The 20,462-nt window shown below is 44.8% G+C and carries 24 protein-coding genes; 19 read left to right on the top strand and 5 right to left on the bottom strand.

Going from position 1 to position 20,462, the window contains the following annotated elements:
- The first annotated feature begins 115 nt into the window (after positions 1 to 115).
- From H7968_RS05500 to H7968_RS05515, 4 genes are read left to right on the top strand one after another with little or no spacing between them, the layout of a single operon-like run.
- Positions 116 to 1,309 (top strand): acetyl-CoA C-acetyltransferase, encoded by a 1,194-nt coding sequence (locus tag H7968_RS05500; protein WP_227395222.1) that lies wholly within the window; start codon positions 116 to 118, stop codon positions 1,307 to 1,309.
- Positions 1,309 to 1,998, top strand: a complete 690-nt coding sequence (locus tag H7968_RS05505; RefSeq protein WP_227395223.1) for a CoA transferase subunit A — start codon at positions 1,309 to 1,311, stop codon at positions 1,996 to 1,998. The genes H7968_RS05500 and H7968_RS05505 overlap by 1 nt, the downstream gene beginning before the upstream one ends.
- Before the next feature lie 17 nt (positions 1,999 to 2,015).
- The gene (locus tag H7968_RS05510; RefSeq protein ID WP_227395224.1) at positions 2,016 to 2,678 is read left to right on the top strand and encodes a CoA transferase subunit B; all 663 of its coding nucleotides are present in this window, start codon (positions 2,016 to 2,018) and stop codon (positions 2,676 to 2,678) included.
- A gap of 36 nt (positions 2,679 to 2,714) precedes the next feature.
- Entirely contained in the window at positions 2,715 to 2,951 is a 237-nt protein-coding gene (locus H7968_RS05515) for a YqkE family protein (protein WP_227395225.1), read from the top strand.
- 55 nt (positions 2,952 to 3,006) lie between these two features.
- On the opposite strand, the gene H7968_RS05520 is transcribed toward H7968_RS05515, so the two are convergent.
- Positions 3,007 to 3,924 (bottom strand): aldo/keto reductase, encoded by a 918-nt coding sequence (locus H7968_RS05520; protein ID WP_227395226.1) that lies wholly within the window; start codon positions 3,922 to 3,924, stop codon positions 3,007 to 3,009.
- A 120-nt stretch (positions 3,925 to 4,044) separates the two neighbouring features.
- On the opposite strand from H7968_RS05520, the gene H7968_RS05525 reads away from it, so the two are divergent.
- The 15 genes from H7968_RS05525 to H7968_RS05595 all read left to right on the top strand — a co-directional run bounded on the left by H7968_RS05525 (position 4,045) and on the right by H7968_RS05595 (position 17,281).
- On the top strand, positions 4,045 to 4,587 hold the full coding sequence (locus tag H7968_RS05525) for an NUDIX hydrolase (protein WP_227395884.1): 543 nt from the start codon (positions 4,045 to 4,047) through the stop codon (positions 4,585 to 4,587).
- Between the two features lie 65 nt (positions 4,588 to 4,652).
- Complete coding sequence (gene spoIIM / locus H7968_RS05530; RefSeq protein WP_227395227.1) at positions 4,653 to 5,270, top strand: stage II sporulation protein M; 618 nt, start codon at positions 4,653 to 4,655, stop codon at positions 5,268 to 5,270.
- A gap of 112 nt (positions 5,271 to 5,382) precedes the next feature.
- Complete coding sequence (fur, locus tag H7968_RS05535) at positions 5,383 to 5,835, top strand: ferric iron uptake transcriptional regulator (protein ID WP_134376534.1); 453 nt, start codon at positions 5,383 to 5,385, stop codon at positions 5,833 to 5,835.
- Between the two features lie 366 nt (positions 5,836 to 6,201).
- On the top strand, positions 6,202 to 7,089 hold the full coding sequence (xerD, locus tag H7968_RS05540; protein WP_227395228.1) for a site-specific tyrosine recombinase XerD: 888 nt from the start codon (positions 6,202 to 6,204) through the stop codon (positions 7,087 to 7,089).
- A gap of 99 nt (positions 7,090 to 7,188) precedes the next feature.
- On the top strand, positions 7,189 to 8,367 hold the full coding sequence (deoB, locus tag H7968_RS05545) for a phosphopentomutase (protein ID WP_227395229.1): 1,179 nt from the start codon (positions 7,189 to 7,191) through the stop codon (positions 8,365 to 8,367).
- A gap of 111 nt (positions 8,368 to 8,478) precedes the next feature.
- On the top strand, positions 8,479 to 9,786 hold the full coding sequence (locus H7968_RS05550) for a pyrimidine-nucleoside phosphorylase (RefSeq protein ID WP_227395230.1): 1,308 nt from the start codon (positions 8,479 to 8,481) through the stop codon (positions 9,784 to 9,786).
- Positions 9,787 to 9,964: 178 nt separating this feature from the next.
- Positions 9,965 to 11,116, top strand: a complete 1,152-nt coding sequence (locus H7968_RS05555) for a D-alanyl-D-alanine carboxypeptidase family protein (RefSeq protein WP_227395231.1) — start codon at positions 9,965 to 9,967, stop codon at positions 11,114 to 11,116.
- Positions 11,117 to 11,275: 159 nt separating this feature from the next.
- On the top strand, positions 11,276 to 11,629 hold the full coding sequence (spoIIAA, locus tag H7968_RS05560; protein WP_227395232.1) for an anti-sigma F factor antagonist: 354 nt from the start codon (positions 11,276 to 11,278) through the stop codon (positions 11,627 to 11,629).
- Positions 11,626 to 12,066, top strand: coding sequence for an anti-sigma F factor (spoIIAB, locus tag H7968_RS05565; RefSeq protein ID WP_227395233.1), 441 nt, complete (start codon positions 11,626 to 11,628; stop codon positions 12,064 to 12,066). Before spoIIAA ends, spoIIAB begins: the two co-directional genes overlap by 4 nt.
- Positions 12,067 to 12,076: 10 nt before the next feature.
- The gene (gene sigF, locus H7968_RS05570; protein WP_227395234.1) at positions 12,077 to 12,820 is read left to right on the top strand and encodes an RNA polymerase sporulation sigma factor SigF; all 744 of its coding nucleotides are present in this window, start codon (positions 12,077 to 12,079) and stop codon (positions 12,818 to 12,820) included.
- 16 nt (positions 12,821 to 12,836) lie between these two features.
- Complete coding sequence (locus H7968_RS05575; protein WP_227395235.1) at positions 12,837 to 13,424, top strand: stage V sporulation protein AA; 588 nt, start codon at positions 12,837 to 12,839, stop codon at positions 13,422 to 13,424.
- Positions 13,417 to 13,848 (top strand): stage V sporulation protein AB, encoded by a 432-nt coding sequence (locus H7968_RS05580; RefSeq protein WP_227395236.1) that lies wholly within the window; start codon positions 13,417 to 13,419, stop codon positions 13,846 to 13,848. The genes H7968_RS05575 and H7968_RS05580 overlap by 8 nt, the downstream gene beginning before the upstream one ends.
- A 4-nt stretch (positions 13,849 to 13,852) precedes the next feature.
- Positions 13,853 to 15,304, top strand: coding sequence for a spore germination protein (locus tag H7968_RS05585; RefSeq protein ID WP_227395237.1), 1,452 nt, complete (start codon positions 13,853 to 13,855; stop codon positions 15,302 to 15,304).
- 84 nt (positions 15,305 to 15,388) lie between these two features.
- Positions 15,389 to 16,708, top strand: coding sequence for a diaminopimelate decarboxylase (gene lysA, locus H7968_RS05590; RefSeq protein WP_227395238.1), 1,320 nt, complete (start codon positions 15,389 to 15,391; stop codon positions 16,706 to 16,708).
- Between the two features lie 210 nt (positions 16,709 to 16,918).
- Positions 16,919 to 17,281, top strand: coding sequence for a GNAT family N-acetyltransferase (locus H7968_RS05595; RefSeq protein WP_227395239.1), 363 nt, complete (start codon positions 16,919 to 16,921; stop codon positions 17,279 to 17,281).
- Between the two features lie 407 nt (positions 17,282 to 17,688).
- Here the strand turns inward: H7968_RS05595 and H7968_RS05600 are convergent, their stop codons facing one another.
- From H7968_RS05600 to H7968_RS05615, 4 genes are read right to left on the bottom strand one after another with little or no spacing between them, the layout of a single operon-like run.
- Entirely contained in the window at positions 17,689 to 18,210 is a 522-nt protein-coding gene (locus H7968_RS05600; protein WP_227395240.1) for a DUF309 domain-containing protein, read from the bottom strand.
- Between the two features lie 24 nt (positions 18,211 to 18,234).
- Positions 18,235 to 18,774: a spore maturation protein gene (locus H7968_RS05605; RefSeq protein ID WP_227395241.1), complete on the bottom strand. Its 540-nt coding sequence runs from the start codon at positions 18,772 to 18,774 to the stop codon at positions 18,235 to 18,237.
- Positions 18,774 to 19,364: a nucleoside recognition domain-containing protein gene (locus tag H7968_RS05610; protein WP_227395242.1), complete on the bottom strand. Its 591-nt coding sequence runs from the start codon at positions 19,362 to 19,364 to the stop codon at positions 18,774 to 18,776. Before H7968_RS05610 ends, H7968_RS05605 begins: the two co-directional genes overlap by 1 nt.
- Entirely contained in the window at positions 19,357 to 20,388 is a 1,032-nt protein-coding gene (locus H7968_RS05615; RefSeq protein WP_227395885.1) for a D-alanyl-D-alanine carboxypeptidase family protein, read from the bottom strand. Before H7968_RS05615 ends, H7968_RS05610 begins: the two co-directional genes overlap by 8 nt.
- Positions 20,389 to 20,462 lie beyond the last annotated feature (74 nt).

Here is a 20,462-nt window from a genome sequence, read left to right on the forward strand (position 1 = left end):
TGATTTTTCCAAGATCTAAAGTAAGCGTACCAGAAAAAATCCAGTCGAAAAAGAAGGAATTAAAGCGTTTTCATAGAAAAGGAATAAGTGGAACACAACAAAGGAGGATTTTTTCATGACAAGAGAAGCAGTAGTGGTAAGTGCAGTAAGAACAGCAATCGGTGCCTTTAACGGTTCACTGAAAGGGGTAAGTGCAACGGCACTTGGTGCAGTCGTGATAAAAGAAGCCGTACATAAAGCAGGTATTTCACCTGAGACGATTGATGAAGTCATTATGGGAAATGTCCTTCAGGCCGGGCTTGGTCAGAATCCCGCGAGACAGGCTGCGATTGAGGCGGGACTGCCGCAGGAAGTTCCGGCTATGACGATTAACAAAGTATGCGGATCAGGATTAAAAGCAATCCATCTGGCATCACAGGCAATTATCGCAGGAGATGCGGACATTATTGTCGCAGGTGGAATGGAAAATATGAGCCGTGCCCCGTATTTACTTGAAGGAGCACGTGACGGTTTTAAAATGGGCGATCAGAAAATGACAGACAGCATGATCCGTGACGGGTTATGGTGTGCCTTTAATGATTACCATATGGGGATGACAGCTGAGAACTTATGCGACCGGTACAGTCTGACGCGTGAGGAACAGGATGCGTTTGCGGCTGCCAGTCAGCAAAAAGCGGTGGCAGCGATTGAAGGCGGCCGCTTTGAAGACGAAATCGTACCGGTCGTGATCCCGCAGCGTAAAGGGGATCCGCTCGTATTTAAAACTGATGAATACCCAAGAGCGGGAACGACTGCTGAATCCCTCGGTAAGCTAAGAGGCGCGTTCAAAAAAGACGGCACCGTAACAGCCGGGAATGCATCAGGAATCAATGATGGAGCAGCTGCTGTATTAGTCATGTCTAAAGAAAAAGCACTTGGGCTTGGCCTGACACCGCTTGTGACGATTAGAGGCAATGCGAGTGCAGGTGTGGATCCGAGCGTAATGGGAATCGGACCGGTACAGGCGGTGCAAAAAGCGCTGCAGAAATCAAGCACTGCTCTTGAGGATATGGATCTGATCGAAGCGAACGAAGCCTTTGCCGCACAGTCCCTTGCTGTGGATCGCGAGCTTTCGTTTAACAAAGAAAAGCTGAATGTCAATGGTGGTGCCATTGCACTTGGACATCCGATCGGAGCAAGCGGAACGAGAATTTTTGTGACGCTCGTTCATGAGATGCAAAAAAGAAATTCGCGTTACGGCCTGGCTACACTTTGTATCGGAGGCGGTCAGGGCGTGGCTACAGTTGTGGAAAGAGAGGGTGACGCGTAATGAAAACCATTTATGCTAAAGCAGCTGAAGCTGTTTCACATATTAAAGATGGCGACACCGTCATGGTAGGCGGTTTTGGTTTGTGCGGGATCCCGGAGCAGCTGATTCTGGCACTAAGAGACAGTGGTGTAAAAGATTTAACCGTGATCTCAAATAACTGCGGCATCGATGAATGGGGACTTGGACTGCTTCTTCACGACCGTCAGATCAAAAAGATGATTGGCTCGTATGTCGGGGAAAATAAGGAATTTGAGCGCCAGGTGTTATCCGGCGAGCTTGAGGTGGAGCTTGTGCCGCAGGGAACACTTGCAGAGCGCATCCGTGCCGGCGGGGCTGGGATTCCTGCCTTTTACACCCCGGCAGGCGTTGGAACCCCGGTAGCGGAAGGAAAAGAAGTGCGTGAATTTGACGGGAAAGAATACGTCCTAGAACAGGCACTGAAGGCAGATGTCAGTTTAGTACGTGCGTGGAAAGGCGATAAAATGGGCAATCTTGTGTACCGCAAAACAGCGCGTAATTTTAATCCAATGATCGCAGCGGCAGGTAAAGTCACAATCGCTGAAGTGGAAGAACTTGTTGAAATCGGGGACCTTGATCCAAATGAAATTCATACGCCAAGCATTTATGTTCAGCATTTGATTCAGGCTGATCAGGAGAAACGCATTGAAAGAAGAACGGTGACAGCATAACAGAAAGGGGTGTCAACATGGACAAACAAAAAGTAAGAGAAACGATTGCCAAACGTGCTGAAAGAGAAATCAATGATGGAGATTATGTTAATCTCGGGATCGGGATGCCGACTCTTGTAGCCAATCATCTGTCAGAAAACAAGCAGGTCATTTTACAATCGGAAAACGGTCTGCTCGGTATTGGACGTTATCCAACTGAGGATGAAGTCGATGCTGACCTGATCAACGCCGGAAAAGAGACCGTGACGGCTGTGAAAGGGGCTTCCTACTTTGACAGTGCCGAATCGTTTGCGATGATCAGAGGTGGTCATGTGGATGTGGCCATTTTAGGTGGAATGGAAGTATCAGAGTCAGGTGACTTGGCAAACTGGATGATCCCGGGTAAGATGATCAAAGGAATGGGCGGTGCAATGGATCTCGTTCATGGTGCCCGCAAGATTATTGTGATTATGGAGCATGTCAACCGGGATGGACAGCCAAAGATCCTGAAGGAATGTTCACTTCCTCTGACGGGTAAAAAGGTTGTCAACCGGATTATTACCGAGCGTGCGGTCATTGATGTAACAGAGAAGGGGCTTGTGCTTGCGGAAGTGGCGGAAGGATTTACGGTAGAAGAAATTGTGTCTTCCACTGAACCCGAGCTTCACGTGCCTGAACACGTTAAAACAGGTGCCTTCTAACATCCGTCCAGCACGCCGCATGATGGAGGTAATCAGATGAGAAAAGGACATCAGAAGCAGCAGGAGAAGGAACCAAGCCTGAAAGATTCACTGAATCAGGACATGCTTGAAAAACTTCAGAACCTGAAGAAAAATGCTGTGGAAGCAGAAGAAAAAGCGCGTCAGGAGCGGATCAGACAAAAAGAAGCTGAACGCATCGAGCGTGAGAAAAATAAATCCTTTGAAGAACTGCTGGATGAAAGCAGCATGAACTGGAAGGATTATAAAAGCTGAAACAAAAAGGACCGCCTGCTGTATCGCTGCATGCGGTCCTTCATTGTACCGTTATTTATAAGCGGTGCTCGCTGTATCCGTTGTCTTTGGTCAGCTGCTTTAAGAGAGCAAGCTCTTGATCTGACAAGGCGGGAGACTCAACTGCTTTTACGTTCGAGAGCACCTGTTCCCTTGAACTTGCACCGGTAATAACGGTGGAGACGACTTTTTGTGACGCATTAAACTGTATCGCTAATTCTTCAAGTGGCCGGTTTTCAAACTTATCCTGCAGAGCATGGAGCAGCTCGGTCAGCTCATTATGGTCATAATTCAGGAAACCGTCTTTCGCCTGGTCAAGCTTCTTTTTAAACTGACCTGACAGTAATCCCTTTGCAAGCGGTCCGCGTGTAATGACAGAAACGCCATGTTTTTCAAGGATCGGGAATGCCTGTTCCTCAGGTCTGCGGTCGAGCAGGCTGTACTGCATCATATTGGATACGGCAGAAGATCGGGGTGCATATTCATTGATCACATTCGGCCGGATGGAAGAAAACCCGTATTCGCGGATCAGCCCTTCAGCTTTCAGTTCTTCAAACGCTTCGATCGTTTCCTCAATCGGGTCATCGAGTGTGCCGCCGTGAAGCTGATATAAATCAATGTAGTCGGTCTGCAGGCGCTTGAGGCTGTTTTTAACCTGCTCTTTTATGTATTGCTTTGAAGGGTCCCAGGACCAGCCGTCTTTTGCCGGGTTTGGTTTATTGCCAACCTTGGTTGCTATCAAAACCTCGCTTCTGACCTGCTTCAGCACATCACCGACGATTTCCTCATTCTGCCCGTAATCATACAGATCCGCTGTATCAAAATAATTAATCCCCTGATCATAAGCCGTTAACAGAATTTCTTCTGCTTTCTTTTTATCAGTTCCGATGGACATGCATCCAAGTCCGAGCAATGTCCCTTCAAGGGATGATGAACCTATTTTTCTTTTGATCATCGTACATCTCCTCCTTCATATAGTTAGTGTATTCTCAAAAAGGATTACGTTCAAACAGTCTGCTTTTTCATGTCTTTACTAAATGAAGGCTGATACAATATGAAAGGAGGAGTGATCATGTTGAAAAAATTCGAAGAAAAAACAATTTCTAAAGAAGTGCTGTATGAAGGGAAAATCATCAATCTCCAAATTGAAGAGGTTGAACTGCCGAACGGCAAAACGTCTAAACGTGAAATCATTAAACACCCCGGGGCAGTCTGCGTCATCGCTGTAACCGATGAGGGGAAAATCATCATGGTGGAGCAGTACCGCAAAGCGCTTGAGCGTTCGATTCTTGAAATCCCTGCAGGAAAACTGGAGGAGGGAGAAGAACCGCATATTACAGCTGTCCGGGAACTTGAGGAGGAAACAGGCTATGGCTGCCGGGAGTTAAAGCCGCTCATTTCTTTCTATACGTCACCGGGCTTTGCTGACGAACTGGTTCACGTTTTTGTCGCTGAAGATCTTTATAAAATCGAAAATGCGAGCGCAACAGATGAAGATGAATTTGTTGAACTCGTTGAACTGACGCTTGAGGAAGCGGAAGAATGTGTGAAAACACAGCGCATTTTTGATGCGAAAACCGCTTATGCCGTCCTGCACCTGAGACTTCAGCAAAGCTGAGGTGATTCATGAACTCTTTTTATTTGCATACAATGGAGAAATGCAAATAAAAGGGGGCAGAATACGTGAAAGGACCTGCAGCACGGCAATTACAACGCTATGTAAACACCCATCTGTCATTTTATCTGTTCAGCTTACTGCTTTTAGTAGGGGGAACAGTGACCGGAGCCATTCTGGTCAATGACTTTTCGTCACATAATGTGACAATAGACAGCCTGAATTTGATTTGGCCTGATGGTACACTGACTGATCAAATTGAAACGATTAAATCATATATGTTTGCTGATCTGATTATCCTGTTTATGATGTGGATTTCAGGACTGACGCTGATCGGCATTCCTGCTGCATGGTTTCTGTTATACATAAAAGGCTGTCTGTTTGGCTTTGCTGCAGGTTTTCTTGTATATCAAAGTGGATGGGAAGGGATTTGGCATGCAACAGGGCTGCTGTTGCCACAGAATCTTCTTCTGATCCCTGTCTATCTGATTGTCTGCAGCCAGGCTACGATCCTGACTTTCCAGCTCTGGAAAAGTGTTTTAACACGCCAGTCATTTGGTCCTGCGTTTAGGAAAACCATTATTTCCTATTGCGCCGTTCTCACCCTTGTTCTGGTTATAGCAGCTGCTGGTGCTGCAATAGAGCTTATCGTTCCGGTTCAGTGGGCTAAATGGTTTATTACATGATAATTATTATTAAATAATAATAAATTTCCTCCTTAAATTATAATGATTATCGTTTGCATTTATCAATTGGTTTGTTATAATGAGAATTGATAATGCGAGGGAGGGGTACCTAGTGGAAAACCGGATTGAACGAATAAAAAAACAGCTGCATTCAGCCAGCTATAAGCTGACCCCTCAGCGCGAAGCGACAGTGAGAGTCCTGCTTGAAAATGAAGCAGACCATCTGAGTGCAGAGGACGTTTATTTACTAGTGAAGGAAAAAGCGCCCGAAATTGGACTGGCTACTGTCTACCGTACGCTTGAACTTTTATCAGAATTAAAAGTAGTAGATAAAATCAATTTTGGTGACGGTGTCTCGCGCTATGATCTTCGAAAAGAGGGTGCTGCACACTTTCATCACCATCTGATCTGCCTTGAGTGCGGAACAGTAGATGAAATACAGGATGATCTACTCGAAGATGTGGAAGAAATTGTTGAACGCGACTGGAATTTTAAAATTAAAGATCACCGCCTTACGTTTCACGGCATTTGTCACAGATGTCATGATGGAACGGATGAGGGATAATTGAAGAACAAACGGGACATTCATTGATATGTCTCGTTTTTATTTTGTTTAATAATAAAACCGGGCCGTATTCCACCTTCGCTTTCCGTGGCCGGGCGGTGAACCCGCCTGCGCTTCGCACAGTCGGTTTCACCTGACCCTTTCCGCCACAGGAGTCTTCGGTGGAATACGGCCCTTAGACAGGAACAGCTCATTAAAGTATTTTAGAAAATGAAAAGAATGAACTTATCATTTAAAACACTCTCTTACATTGATGGATGGTATAATTTTCGAACGTATAAAGCGAAAGCTCTTTCTTTAATTTGAATACGAAAGATGACTTTACCGGGCTTCCATAATACAATAGTAAGATAAGGGGGATATGTGATGAAGGATCACCTGCAGGATTTTATTCAGTTTATGGTTGTTGAAAAAGGGTTGTCTAAAAATACGGTTCAATCTTATGAACGGGATTTGAAAAGTTATATAGATTATTTGATAAAAGTTGAACAGTTGCAGGATGTATGTGACATTAAGCGGGTACATATTCTTCAGTTTTTTCACCTGTTAAAGTCAAAAGGGAAATCTTCGAGGACGATCGCACGTCATACGTCTTCTATCAGGTCGTTCCATCACTTTTTAATGCGGGACCGGCGATGTCAGGAAGATCCGACTGAACACCTGGATACACCAAAAGCAGAAAAATCCCTTCCGAAAGTGTTAAACCTGGAAGAAGTTGAGGAATTATTAAATGCACCGGACCTCTCCAGAAAGAACGGCTGGCGTGACAAGGCGATGCTTGAGGTTTTATATGGGACCGGCATGCGCGTCAGTGAGCTGATCGGATTGAATGCAGATGATGTGAATCTTGAAATGGGGTTTATCAGATGCAGGGGAAAGGGAAATAAAGAAAGAATTATTCCAATAGGAAAAACAGCTTCAGAAGTCCTTTCAACTTATTTAAATCAGACGAGAAACCAGATGAAAAAAGGTCGGGAAACAGCGCTGTTTCTCAATCATCACGGGAACCGGTTAAGCAGGCAGGGTTTTTGGAAAATACTCAAATCACTTGCTTCAAAAGCAAGAATTGAAAAAGAACTCACTCCTCATACGTTAAGGCATTCATTTGCCACACACTTACTTGAAAATGGGGCGGATTTGAGAGCGGTTCAGGAAATGCTTGGACATGCAGATATTTCCACCACCCAGATATATACACACGTATCAACAAAGCGGATTCGCGAGGTTTATTCACAATTTCACCCGAGAGCCTGATCCCGGGTGAAATTAGTTGTCAGACTTCAGACGAATATCTTGTCAGACTGAACATGATGCAGTTATGATAGAAACATGCAGATTAAAGGAGGAAGACGGATGTCAACATTTAAACGCGTCCACCTGATCGTAATGGATTCGGTGGGAATTGGTGAAGCGCCGGACGCAGCTGATTTTAATGATAAAGGTGCTCATACACTTGGTCATATTGCAGACCATATGGACGGTATGAATATGCCAAATATGGGTAAGCTCGGCCTTTCAAATATTGAGGAGATTAAGGGTATTGAGAAAGCGGTTTCCCCAATGGCTTATTTCACAAAAATGCAGGAGGCTTCTGTTGGTAAGGATACGATGACAGGTCACTGGGAGATCATGGGGCTTAATATAGATAAGCCATTTAAAGTATACCCTGAAGGATTCCCGCAGGAGCTCATTGATCAGCTTGAAGAGAAAACGGGCAGAAAAGTGATTGGGAATAAGCCGGCAAGCGGAACAGCGATTCTTGACGAATTGGGAGAAGAGCACATGAAAACCGGTGCGCTGATTGTCTATACGTCAGCTGACCCAGTTTTACAGATTGCAGCGCATGAGGATATTATTCCGATTGAAGAGCAGTACCGTATTTGTGAAATCGCAAGAGAGCTGACGCTGGATGAAAAATATCTGGTTGGCCGGATCATTGCCCGCCCATTCGTTGGAGAGCCTGGTTCATTCAAACGTACTTCTAATCGCCATGACTATGCTTTAAAACCGTTTGAACGTACTGTCATGAACGAATTGAAGGACAGCGGTTATGACGTAGTGGCAATCGGAAAGATCTCTGACATTTACAACGGTGAAGGGGTAACAGACTCTCTTCGCACAAGTGACAACATGGACGGAATGGATAAGTTTATCCAGACGTTTGACCGTGATTTTACCGGTTTGAGCTTTTTGAACCTTGTTGACTTTGATGCGCTGTTTGGTCACCGCCGCGATCCTAAAGGATATGGTGAAGCGCTTGAAGCTTATGATCAGCGTCTGACAGAAGTGTTTGAAAAAATGACAGAGGACGACTTGCTGATTATTACAGCAGACCACGGAAATGATCCTGTTCACCACGGTACGGACCATACGCGTGAATATGTGCCGCTTCTGGTTTATTCTCCAAAATTAAAAGAAGCCGGACAGCTGGAGCTTCGTGAAACCTTTGCTGATATCGGTGCAACGGTTGCAGAAAACTTTAATGTAAAAGCACCTAAGTTCGGTAAAAGCTTCTTAAAAGATTTAATTTAATAGGCAACAAGATCCGGGAACCCGTTTGGATGAACAGCATATAAACAGGTTCCCGGTATTAGTCATGAACCATTTGCCACACTATATTTAAAAAGAAACGGGGAAACGACAATGAGAATGGTCGACATCATTGAGAAAAAACGTAATGGCGGCGAATTATCACAGGCAGAAATCAACTTTGTGATTGAAGGTTACACAAATGAGACGATTCCTGATTATCAGGTCAGCGCTCTTTTAATGGCCATTTATTTTGAAGGAATGTCTCAGCAGGAACGTGCAGATCTGACAATGGCAATGGTTGAATCAGGTGATCAGATTGACCTTTCAGCGATTGAAGGGGTTAAAGTCGACAAGCACTCGACTGGGGGAGTTGGTGACACAACAACCTTAATTCTTGGACCACTGGTTGCAGCTGTTGGCGTTCCGGTTGCGAAAATGAGCGGACGCGGTCTTGGGCATACAGGTGGAACGATTGATAAACTGGAAGCGGTTCCCGGGTTTCATGTAGAGCTTTCAAGTGAGGAATTCACCCGTCTTGTCAATGAAGAAAAGCTTGCTGTTATCGGACAAAGCGGTAACCTGACGCCTGCTGATAAAAAGCTGTATGCACTTCGTGATGTTACAGCAACAGTTAACAGCATCCCGCTTATTGCTTCCTCAATTATGAGTAAAAAAATTGCGGCAGGAGCGGATGCGATCGTACTTGATGTGAAAACCGGTGCAGGTGCGTTTATGAAAGACGAAGCGCAGGCACGTGAACTTGCAGAAGCCATGGTGCGTATTGGAAACAACGTTGGCCGTAAAACGATGGCTGTCATTTCGGATATGAGCCAGCCGCTTGGATTAGCGATCGGTAATGCGCTTGAAGTAAAAGAAGCCATCGATACGCTGAAAGGTGAAGGTCCTGAGGATTTAACAGAGCTATGTTTAGTCCTCGGCAGCTACATGGTTTACCTTGCGGGTAAAGCAGGCAGTCTTGAAGAGGCAAGAACAAAGCTTGAAGAAGTCATTAGGAATGGAGAAGCACTCAACCGTTTCAAAGCGTTCCTTGCAGGACAGGGTGGGGATGCATCTGTTGTTGATGATCCATCAAGACTCCCTCAGGCTGAGCATAAAATTGAGCTTGAGGCAAAAGAAAGCGGTAAGGTCAGCCGGATTGTTGCGGACAGTGTCGGAACAGCAGCCATGTGGCTTGGAGCAGGCCGCGCAACAAAAGAAAGTGAAATTGACCTCGCAGTCGGCTTAATGCTGAATAAAAAAGTTGGCGATTCCGTTGAAAAGGGAGAATCACTTGTAACGATTTATGCGAATGATTTGACCGAAGTGGAGCGCGTTAAAGAAAAGCTGTATGAAAGTATCATTGTATCAGAGGAAGGACATGCGCCAGCCCTGATCGTTGGTGAAGTAACAGGAGAATAAATCTGAATATCAGCCCCCGGCTTCACGGCCTGGACTGACATAATCATAGAAGCGGGACATGCTCAGATTGGAGCTGTCCCGCTTTTTCTATGGCGAAAAGGCATCAGTTGACCAAAATGTATAAAACCTTTCCATCTTAGAAAAAATAAAGAAAAAGCATGGGAAAGGTGTGAGCAACATGAAAAAAATTCTCACAATGTTTATCGCAGCAGGGTTCTTTTTTTCAGCATCGTCAGTATCAGCAGAGGAAAACAGTCTGATGAATGGTGTCAAATCAGGAATTTTGATCGATGAAAACACGGGTATGATCCTGCTCGAGAAAAATGCAAACGAAAAATTACCACCTGCTTCAATGACAAAAATTGGAACACTTCTGATGATTATGGAGGCGATTGATTCCGGAAAGCTGAAGTGGACGGATGAAGTGCAGGCAAGTGAAGAAGCTGCGTCGATGGGCGGTTCCCAGGTTTATTTAAAAGAAGGCGAAACGATGACGGTGGAGGAAATGGTCAAGGCGATCTCAGTGGCCTCTGCAAATGATGCTTCAGTGGCTATGGCAGAGCATCTCGCCGGCTCTGAGGCTGCCCTTGTGGATCAGATAAACAAAAAAGCCAAATCGCTTGGATTGACGAATACGACATTTAAAAATGTGACGGGACTGCCGGCAGAAGGTCATGAGAGCACGGCGAATGATATGGCCATACTTGCTAAAGAACTGCTCAGACATAAAAAAATTACGGAGTTTACGGGAATTTACGAGGACTTTTTAAGGCAGGATGCAGAAGAGCCGTTCTGGCTCGTGAATACGAATAAACTCGTACGCTCCTATAAAGGCGCAGACGGACTGAAAACAGGATTCACAAAAGAGGCTATGTATTGTTTAACTGCAACTGCACAAAAAAACAATATGCGGTTAATTTCAGTCGTGTTTGGAGCCGAAACGTCTGCTGAAAGAAACCGAATTACTGCAGGAATACTGGATTACGGGTTTACCCATTATCAGACAAAGACCTTATATAAAGCGGGCCATGCCATTGCAGAGGTAAAGATCAGTAAAGGGGCTCCGCATGAAGTAAAGGCCGTCATTGACCAGCCGTTATCGTGGCTCAATGATGGAAAGAAGGAAGCAAACGTCCAAAAAATCATCAGTGTTGACCGTGACCTTAAAGCTCCAATGAAAAAAGGGACACAGGTTGGCAGTGTGATTCTAAAGGTGGATGGCAAAGAAGTTAAAGAGCTGCCGCTTTTGACAAAACATGAGGTAAAGCGGGCATCGTGGGGAGATTTGTTTAACCGTAGCTTATTAGAACTGACGGATGGAACAAAATAAGTCGATTTCGTTCTATTTTTTTCTATTAATGTCACCTTGAAGGAATTTCAGCCGTTTAGCGTGAATACCTGATTTGTATTTTATGTGATCGCGTGTGTGAAAAGATGTGCCTGAGGCATGGACTTCATCAGACGCATATGACAGAAAGGGGAATCATAAATGGCGTGTAAGGTAGAAGCTGAAATCAAGGGGAATATTCTGCTGTTAAGAATGGAAGGGGAGCTTGACCATCACGAGGTGGAGTCCATCAGAAGTGAATTATCTGAGCTGATGGATAAAAATGCGATTAAACACCTTGTGCTAAACCTTTCTAATCTGGAGTTTATGGACAGTTCAGGTCTCGGTTTGATCCTTGGCAGATACAAATCCATTCAAAAAGCTGGTGGAAATGTCGTTTTATGTTCAGCTTCACCGCAGGTAAAAAGACTGTTTGAAATGTCAGGGATGTTCAGAATTTTAATGGTGGAGCTGTCAGAGGAACGGGCATTCTCAAGATTGGGGGCCGTACAATGAATAACAGCCTGACGTGTACGTTTAAATCAATCAGTGAAAATGAAGCGCTTGCCAGAATGATCGCAGCTTCATTTGCAGCGTCATATGACCCGACCATCGGGGAGTTAAGCGATATTAAAACAGTTGTTTCAGAAGCCGTTACCAACGCCATCATTCACGGCTACAATGGGGAAGAGGACCATGAGGTTTATATGAAAATGACTATGATGGACCGTGTGCTGAAGATTGAAGTCAGGGATACGGGAAAAGGTATTGCAGAAGTAGAAAAAGCGATGGAGCCTCTTTATACATCCCGCCCTGACATGGAGAGATCTGGAATGGGATTTACCATTATGGACCACTTCATGGATGGCGTTGAAGTAATCTCTGAACCTGGCAAAGGTACGACTGTAAAAATGACAAAACAGCTGACATCCGTTCAGGCTGAATGTCATTAGGGGCGGACTGATGAGTTCATATCCGGTTAACCACGAAACGGTCAGGGAATGGATTCGGCAAAGTCAGTCAGGAGATGAGAGCGCGCGGGAAAGAATGGTTGAAAGCAACATCAGGCTTGTCTGGTCAGTCGTTCAGCGTTTTCAAAACAGGGGATATGATCAGGATGATCTGTTTCAGATCGGTGCGATCGGCCTTTTAAAAGCGGTCGATAAATTTGATTTGAGCTATAACGTGAGGTTTTCCACTTATGCTGTTCCGATGATTATCGGTGAAATTCAGCGGTTTTTGAGAGATGATGGGTCGGTAAAGGTCAGTCGCTCCATTAAAGAGCTGGCGATTAAAGTGAAAAGAGCAAAAGAAGCTTTAAGCAGTCAGCTCGGCAGGTTACCTACTGTCAATGAAATTGCAGCGCACCTGGATGTTACCCCTGATGATGTTCTGCTGTCACAGGAAGCCTCAAGGGCTCCATCCTCCATTCATGAGACTGTATATGAGAATGAAGGTGATCCGATTACACTGCTTGATCAGCTGTCTGCTGATAACGGTGGATGGTTTCATCAAATCGCGATTAAAGAAGCACTGCTGACGCTGGAACAAAGGGACCGGAAAATCATTTTTCTCAGGTATTATATGGACTGCACACAATCGGAGGTTGCTGAAAAGCTCGGCATTTCGCAAGTTCAGGTATCCAGAATCGAAAAAAGGGTGCTGCAGTCAATCCGGCACTGGATGGAAGAGGCTCAGGAGGCGTAAAAAAGGGTGAAAGCACATGATCATCACGTTACGGATGAAAGGGAAATCCGGATTTAGCGGGAAAGATATTACCTTGAAGGATATTGCTGATATTATCTCACATCACGACACAGATAAAATAAAAAACCTCGTGGTGGGAGAGTGGGGTCAAACAACCGGGAGATACAAGCTGATTGAGCAATATCATGTTGAATCAGTCATAAAACATAAGCACAACGAGGTTCATATTAAATGGATTGGCCCGCCGCATACGTTGCTTGATTATGGATCCAGTCAATCTTCACCTTCATTCCTGCTGTTTTTATTCGCCTGGCTTCTTCTGTTTTCAGGTGCAGCACTTACCATCATGTATTTTCATGAGGATGTCAGCATGGCGGAATCCCAGATTGCTCTGACTGAAATGCTTGGTGGAAGTAACCCGTTATGGTTTCAAATTCCGTATTCTTTTGGTCTTGGTATTGGTATGTACTTATTCTTCAACCGTTTTTTGAATAAGAAATTTTCAGATGAACCGAGCCCTCTCGAGATGGAAGTCCATCATTATGAAAAATCATTAGCGGATTTTTTGACAGAGCAGGAAAAGGCGCGAAATCGAAATGGCTGAACATCTTCTTCTGTTATTTCTCGGTCTGTCATCAGGCCTTGCAGTGGGAGGAGGGTTTACAGCCTTTCTTTTTGCGCTCGGCATTATTCCGCGACTGGTGGATCTGACGAAAACAAAAAGCAGGTTATCACTGCTTGAAGCAGCACTCGTTATGGGGGCAATGTCTGTATGCATCATGATGATATCCGGGTGGACCTTCGTGAATGCCGTGATTTTAGTTCCTTTCATTGGGCTGTTTTCCGGTATGTTTGTCGGCATGCTCGCAGGAGCCCTGACTGAAGTGTTAAAAATAATTCCCCTGATTGCCAGAAGACTGAATAGCCATACACGGCTTCAGGCAATAATAATGGCAATTATCACTGGCAAAATAGCCGGATCCCTGTTTTACTGGCTGATCTATTTGCCATATTTGAAAGGGGAATAGAACAATGCTGCCAACACATAATCATGAGCTCGACCTGTGGCTTGAAGAACACGCCGGCCTCGGGAAGAGCTTCGATTTTTTAGTCAGACATATGATGATCCATGATCACCTGATCAGTCTTTATGCCGTAAACGGCCTATGCGAAACGAGATTCATTATGGAAATTCTTGATGAACTCACAGGTGATTCAGACGCCGTTCCACCTCATATGAATACATGGGTGAAAAACAGGCTGATTCATCATTCGGTTGAGTCCACTGATTCGAAGCAGGCGCTTGTAAGACAGGTTTTTTCAGGATTGATTGCCATAAAAGTCGATGGAGAACCGGATTGTTTTCTGATTGACGTGAGGAGTTATCCCGGCAGGCAGCCTGAAGAACCTGATACTGAAAAAGTAGTCAGAGGATCCAGAGACGGATTTGTGGAAAACATCATCGTGAACACAGCCTTAACAAGAAGAAGAATAAGAGACCCGGGACTCCGTTTTGAAATGCTGGAGGTTGGGGAACGGTCTAAAATGGATGTTGCAATCGGTTATATCAAAGGGCTTGCCAATGACGAACTCGTTCAGGTGATCAAAAAAGAGATTGAACCGATTAAAACGGACGGATTAATCATGACTGACAAATCACTGGAAGAGTATATCGTGAAGCAGGGATTTAATCCATATCCGCTCGTGCGATATACAGAAAGAGCCGATATTGCAGCAGAGCACCTACTCGAAGGGCATGTATGTGTGTACGTCGATACTTCGCCAAGTGTCATGATTACACCTTCTACTTTTTTTCATCATATCCAGCATGCAGAAGAATTCAGACAGTCTCCTGCAGTCGGAACCTTCATCCGGTTTATCAGGATACTCGGAATCATCGCATCCGTATTTCTCTTACCGCTGTGGTACCTGCTTGCCATTGATCCCGGACTGAAACCGGAATCACTTGAATTTCTCGGGATGAAAGAAGATACTGCGGTTCCCCTGATTGTACAGCTGCTGATTGCCGATATCGGAATTGAATTTTTAAGGATGGCAGCCATTCACACCCCAACGCCGCTGTCGACCGCGATGGGTCTGATTGCGGCAGTTTTGATCGGACAGATTGCCATTGATGTTGGGCTTTTCGTTCCGGAAGTCATTTTGTATGTTGCGCTGGCTGCCATTGGAACATTTGCCACACCAAGCTATGAATTGAGTGTGGCAAACAAGATGGCACGTGTCCTTTTAATGCTTCTTGTTTGGATATTTCACATCAGTGGATTTGTGATTGGACTTACACTTATGCTGCTTTTCCTGATGAGAATAAAAGTCTTTTCAGTTCCTTATTTATGGCCACTCGTTCCATTTCGTCCGCTTGCGTTGATTCATGTGCTGATCAGAATGCCGGTTACCCGATCGTTTGTACGTCCGATGATCGTCAAAACAAAAGACCGTGTCAGACAAAAACCGTCAGAGAAATGACATTGCAATAAAACGCTTTAGTGTGATAGAGTACTTACTATCTATAAGTATGTAAGTACTGCTATGGCGGAAAGGAATAAGAACATGCATTATTACGGAACATCAGGTATCAATGAAAAAGGTCACCTGACCATAGGTGGCGTCGACACGATTGAACTGGCGGAAAAATACGGCACGCCTTTATATGTATATGACACGGCTCTGATCAGGGAACGTGCAAGAGGATTTAAGGAAACGTTTGAAAAGCTTGGAGTATCATCACAGGTTGCATACGCAAGTAAAGCTTTCTCTTCGATTGCCATGATTCAGCTTATTGAGGAAGAAGGGCTCAGCCTGGATGTCGTATCAGGAGGAGAACTGTATACGGCTCTTAAAGCAGGGTTTAACCCGGAAAAAATTCATTTTCACGGGAACAATAAAAGCAGACATGAAATAGAGATGGCACTTGATGCAGGAGTAGGCTGTTTTGTCGTGGACAACTTTTATGAGCTTGAGCTGTTACCTGAAGTGTGTAAAGAAAAAAATACGACTGCCAGTATTTTGCTCCGTGTAACACCTGGAATTGAAGCGCATACCCATGATTATATTCTGACTGGACAGGATGATTCGAAATTTGGATTCGGCCTTCAGAACGGTCAGGCAGACGAGGCTTTACAATCAGCGCTTGAAAATCAAAATCTTCGAGTGCTCGGTCTGCACTGTCATATCGGGTCTCAGATCTTCGAAACAACCGGCTTTATTAAAGCTGCTGAAAGAATGATTGAAAAGCTGGCTGAGTGGAAAGAGCGCCACAGCTTCGAATCAGAAGTGTTAAATCTTGGTGGGGGATTCGGTATCAGATATACAGAAGAGGATACTCCGATCGCACCGGCAAGATATGTAGAAGACATTATCAGTCATGTGAAGGATCAGATGGGTCAGCGTCATTTGTCTATGCCTGAGATCTGGATTGAACCCGGGCGCTCACTTGTAGGGGATGCAGGAACGACGCTGTATAAAGTCGGTTCTACAAAAGAGGTACCTGATATCAGGACTTATCTGGCAGTAGACGGTGGAATGAGCGATAACATCAGACCGGCGCTTTACAAGGCGCGTTATGAGGCAGTGATCGCCAATCATCCGGAAGCTGTGAATGACAACGTTGTATCGATTGCCGGTAAATGCTGTGAATCTGGAGATATGCTGATCTGGGACTTACCAATCAGTGATGCTAACCCGGGAGATGTCCTGGCTGTATTCTGTACAGGCGCATACGGTTACGCGATGGCAAACAACTATAACAGAATTCCAAGACCTGCCGTCGTATTTGTTGAAAATGGAGAATCTGAGCTGATCATCGAGAGAGAAAGCTATAAAGATCTGATCAGACATGACAGACCATTAAAAGCAGGAAACAAGCAATGAAAAAACAGAATGCGATTACTTTTATCGTGCTTTTAATCCTTGCTGTCATATGGGGAATTATTTACTGGGCATTTATTGCGTAAAACAGGTATTTTGGCCGTGATTGAATTCACACAGGGTTTCTAGTATGATTAAGAGCGGCAGCAGTAACAGGAAAGAAGAGAATCTGCGTGGTCAGCTCTCTACTACAACTTTGATAAGGAGTACCTTATGTTAATACGTTATAAAAAATCCTTTGAAAAAATCGCAATGGGGCTTATGTCTTTCATGCCAACTGAAAAGGATATCAAACAGCTTCAGCAATCCATGAAGCTGTATGAAGAGGACCAGCGCTATCAGCTTTTCCTATGGAAGGAAGAGGATATCATCGGGTTGGCTGGCGTATTCATCGAAGAGGATGCCGTGACGCTTCAGCATATTTCCGTTAATCCATCTCACCGGAACGAAGGGATCGGGCGCAAAATGGTTGAAACGTTGAAAGAGATTTACGCTGATAAACAGTTAAAAAGTAATTCGTACACGTCAGGTTTTATGGCGAGATGTGATGAACATAAAGAAAACACCGCAGAATAGCGGTGTTTTCTTTATGTTCAATTAAAAACCGTGCCGGGGACATCCTCCGCTTTCCATTGTCTAGCTGCGACGAGCAGGGACTAGCAAACTTCCCGTCCCCTCGTCCGATAAGTCAACATCAGTTCACTGCGTTCACTGTGTTTCCTTTATCTCCGTCGGGGCCAGTCCAGTTTGTACGTCCCTGAGCGCCCGCCTCCGCTTTTCAGTGGCCGGGCGGTGAACCCGCTGTGCTTCGCACATCGGTTTCACCTGTCCCTTTCCGCCATAGGAGTCTCCGGATGTCCCCGGCACTAATATGTTGTGTTCTTCTATTGCTATTTATAGAGTGGTTTAAGGAAATTGTAAAAATTAAAGCATTTTAAGCTGATTGTAAACCACAAATGGACATTCTCCAACTGCGTGAGGGGTCAATTGTTTTTTTCGCGCAGTGCTTTTTGCCGAAGGGCGATGACTTCGCTTCTGTCTCTCAGTGTGTGCCGATTAATGAGTTCAGGGTTTGACAGGTCACTTGGTTCTCCCCAGGCAAAGCCTTTTCGGGCACATTCATGTTTACAGTAGGACTCGAGCCCGCTATCGGTGAGGGGGATCATGACACTCTGATACGGGGTTGTAGCCGCGATGGCACTTTCGGTTTCAATGATGGTTTGAATAAAAGCATCATGCTCAATCCCGAGTGCTGCCAGCTGATTGGTTTTTGTGTTCAGCTTTCCGTGTGCCTGGTGAATGCTTTTTGCAGCACCGCGTAAATTACCGCGGCGGTAGTGATACATGCCTGTGGCAAATTGTATTAAGCCGGCCCAGACACTGTCTTTCTCCTGTGCGGTATATTCCTTCCAGTATTCTTCGAGCACTTCATGACATTCAAAATAATCACGGTCCCCGTGAAAATGAATTAAATAATCAAGGTAGGCCTGATCATAGTTTTTCATCTCTTTCACTCCAATAATCATCCATTATGAAAAAAATCCGAAATACCATACAGATATCATAACAGCCGCAATCATCCCTGTAAAATCAGCAAGCAGTCCGACTGTCAGTGCACGCCCCATTTTCCGGATCCCGACTGCACCGAAATAAACCGTGAGTATGTAAAGGGTCGTATCCGTGCTGCCCTGTACGACCGCAGCGATCTTTGAAGCCATATGATCAGGGCCAAGACTGTTTGTCAGTTCTGCCACAATGCCAAGAGAGGCCGAACCTGAAATGGGTCTTGTTAAAAATAAAGGCAGCAGATCAGAAGGGATCATCAGTTTTTCCAGAACAGGAGAGAAGAAGCCTGTCATTAAGTCGAGAATCCCTGAAGCCCTCAGCACACTGATGGCAACAAGCATTCCGAGTAAATAAGGCAGAAGGGCGATTGACAGCTGAAGTCCTTCTTTACCTCCTTCTACAAAGGCACCGAATGCATCTGTTCTGGTGCATAAGGCAGCGATCAGGATAATCAGAATGAGCATGGGTAAAAAAAACCCTGAGGCGAGCTGGATGGCTGCCATTACTTTCTCCTCCTTGAAACGATCTGCCAGCTGATCCGGTCATAGATAATCGCGGCTGTACAGGAGACGAGTGTTGCTAAAAAGGCAGGAATCACAATATCAAGCGGGTCAGCTGCTCCTTCAGTCAGACGAAGAGACACGATAGTAGCAGGAAAAAACGTGATGGCCGCCGTGTTCAGACATAAGAATGTCACCATGGAACGACTGGCTTTATCAGGGGCAGGGTTCAATTTTTGCATTTCTTTCATTGCTTTTATACCAAACGGGGTTGCGGCATTACCGAGTCCGAAGAAATTGGCGGTAACATTGGACATGATAAAGCCGAATGATGGATCTTTTTTCGGAAGATCTGGAAAAAGCCGTGATAAAAAAGGTGAACAAATAGAAGTGATCATACTCAATAATCCTGCTTTTTTGGCTACTTCCATCATACCGAGCCAGAAAGTAAAGATCGCAATAAAGCCGATTACAAGTTCAACAGCATTTCCTGAGGCTTCAAACATAGCCTGATTGACTTCGGCGGTTGTACCATTGTAAAAACTGAAAAGCAGACCGATGATGACCATAAAGATCCAGATCAGATTAACCATTAAATCCACCCGCGATTCTTTGAATCAGTTTTTGAAACCAGTTTTTTTCTTTTACTGATTTTTCCTCAAGCTGTTCAGTATGTATGGTCCTGTTTTGTAGCTGTACTTTTAACGTCGCATTTTGAGGATTAAGGATAAAGGAAACTTTGTCCTTTTCATGTTTAGCAAGCGGATAGGAGAAATGATTTTTGTTCACGAGAATCACATCTTCAGACTGATCAGCATAAGGCGGAAGCTCACCTTTTTCCAACAGCGGGACGTTCTTGTAAGTTGAAAAGCCGTGTTCAAACATATGAATATGGTCGTTCCAGTCATCTGAAGCCTGTATCGTGACAGCAATCAGCGTCATATTATCCCGCTTGGCTGAAGTCACAAGTGTTCGCCCTGCTTTTTTTGTGTAACCAGTTTTGCCTCCTGAAGCGTATGGGTACAGGCCGGTTACGAGGCGGTGTTTGTTATGCCAGAGTGCAGGGTTTCCATTTAGTTCAGCTCTGTATTTTTCGCTCGAGAATATCTTACTGAAGTCATGATTTTTTATCGCTTCTTTCGTGAGCATGGCCATATCCCGCGCACTTGAATAATGCTGATCATCAAGATCCAGCCCGTGTGGATTTGTAAAATGTGAATGGGTCATCCCTAATTTCTTCGCTTCATTATTCATCAATACAGAGAAGTCTTCTACCGAACCGCTGACATGTTCAGCAATGGCAACAGCCGCATCGTTACCTGACCTTAGGAGAAGTCCATATAAGAGATCCTCCATGGTGACCTTTGAACCGGCAGGTAAGTAGAGGCTAGAGCCTTCAGTGGCTGCCGCTTTTGCTGAGATTTTTACTTTATCCTGCAGAGAAGCGTGCTGAAGTGCAACATGTGCCGTGAGAATTTTAGTAATGCTCGCAATTTTCATTTCCTGATCAGCAGCTTTTTCAAACAGGACTCTTCCGCTTTCTGCTTCTATCAAAATAGCTGAAGTGGCAGAAGGAGAAGGGACAGCTTTCGTTTCTGATACTAACAAAAAGAACACCAGCACTGTCAGGAATAGCCGGAAATATTTCAGAAGTCCCACCACCTTTATTTATACATAAGGGATATATATGT

It is taken from the genome of Jeotgalibacillus aurantiacus (assembly GCF_020595125.1).
Classification (GTDB): Bacteria; Bacillota; Bacilli; order Bacillales; family Jeotgalibacillaceae; genus Jeotgalibacillus; species Jeotgalibacillus aurantiacus.

What these genes read in the sequence shown, in the direction of transcription:
- H7968_RS05500 (WP_227395222.1), top strand. Translation starts at nt 116, where the DNA reads ATGACAAGAGAAGCAGTAGTGGTAAGTGCAGTAAGAACAGCAATCGGT.
- H7968_RS05505 (WP_227395223.1), top strand. Translation starts at nt 1,309, where the DNA reads ATGAAAACCATTTATGCTAAAGCAGCTGAAGCTGTTTCACATATTAAA.
- H7968_RS05510 (WP_227395224.1), top strand. Translation starts at nt 2,016, where the DNA reads ATGGACAAACAAAAAGTAAGAGAAACGATTGCCAAACGTGCTGAAAGA.
- H7968_RS05515 (WP_227395225.1), top strand. Translation starts at nt 2,715, where the DNA reads ATGAGAAAAGGACATCAGAAGCAGCAGGAGAAGGAACCAAGCCTGAAA.
- H7968_RS05520 (WP_227395226.1), bottom strand. Translation starts at nt 3,924, where the DNA reads ATGATCAAAAGAAAAATAGGTTCATCATCCCTTGAAGGGACATTGCTC.
- xerD (WP_227395228.1), top strand. Translation starts at nt 6,202, where the DNA reads ATGAAGGATCACCTGCAGGATTTTATTCAGTTTATGGTTGTTGAAAAA.
- deoB (WP_227395229.1), top strand. Translation starts at nt 7,189, where the DNA reads ATGTCAACATTTAAACGCGTCCACCTGATCGTAATGGATTCGGTGGGA.
- H7968_RS05550 (WP_227395230.1), top strand. Translation starts at nt 8,479, where the DNA reads ATGAGAATGGTCGACATCATTGAGAAAAAACGTAATGGCGGCGAATTA.
- H7968_RS05555 (WP_227395231.1), top strand. Translation starts at nt 9,965, where the DNA reads ATGAAAAAAATTCTCACAATGTTTATCGCAGCAGGGTTCTTTTTTTCA.
- spoIIAA (WP_227395232.1), top strand. Translation starts at nt 11,276, where the DNA reads ATGGCGTGTAAGGTAGAAGCTGAAATCAAGGGGAATATTCTGCTGTTA.
- spoIIAB (WP_227395233.1), top strand. Translation starts at nt 11,626, where the DNA reads ATGAATAACAGCCTGACGTGTACGTTTAAATCAATCAGTGAAAATGAA.
- sigF (WP_227395234.1), top strand. Translation starts at nt 12,077, where the DNA reads ATGAGTTCATATCCGGTTAACCACGAAACGGTCAGGGAATGGATTCGG.
- H7968_RS05575 (WP_227395235.1), top strand. Translation starts at nt 12,837, where the DNA reads ATGATCATCACGTTACGGATGAAAGGGAAATCCGGATTTAGCGGGAAA.
- H7968_RS05580 (WP_227395236.1), top strand. Translation starts at nt 13,417, where the DNA reads ATGGCTGAACATCTTCTTCTGTTATTTCTCGGTCTGTCATCAGGCCTT.
- H7968_RS05585 (WP_227395237.1), top strand. Translation starts at nt 13,853, where the DNA reads ATGCTGCCAACACATAATCATGAGCTCGACCTGTGGCTTGAAGAACAC.
- lysA (WP_227395238.1), top strand. Translation starts at nt 15,389, where the DNA reads ATGCATTATTACGGAACATCAGGTATCAATGAAAAAGGTCACCTGACC.
- H7968_RS05595 (WP_227395239.1), top strand. Translation starts at nt 16,919, where the DNA reads ATGTTAATACGTTATAAAAAATCCTTTGAAAAAATCGCAATGGGGCTT.
- H7968_RS05600 (WP_227395240.1), bottom strand. Translation starts at nt 18,210, where the DNA reads ATGAAAAACTATGATCAGGCCTACCTTGATTATTTAATTCATTTTCAC.
- H7968_RS05605 (WP_227395241.1), bottom strand. Translation starts at nt 18,774, where the DNA reads ATGGCAGCCATCCAGCTCGCCTCAGGGTTTTTTTTACCCATGCTCATT.
- H7968_RS05610 (WP_227395242.1), bottom strand. Translation starts at nt 19,364, where the DNA reads ATGGTTAATCTGATCTGGATCTTTATGGTCATCATCGGTCTGCTTTTC.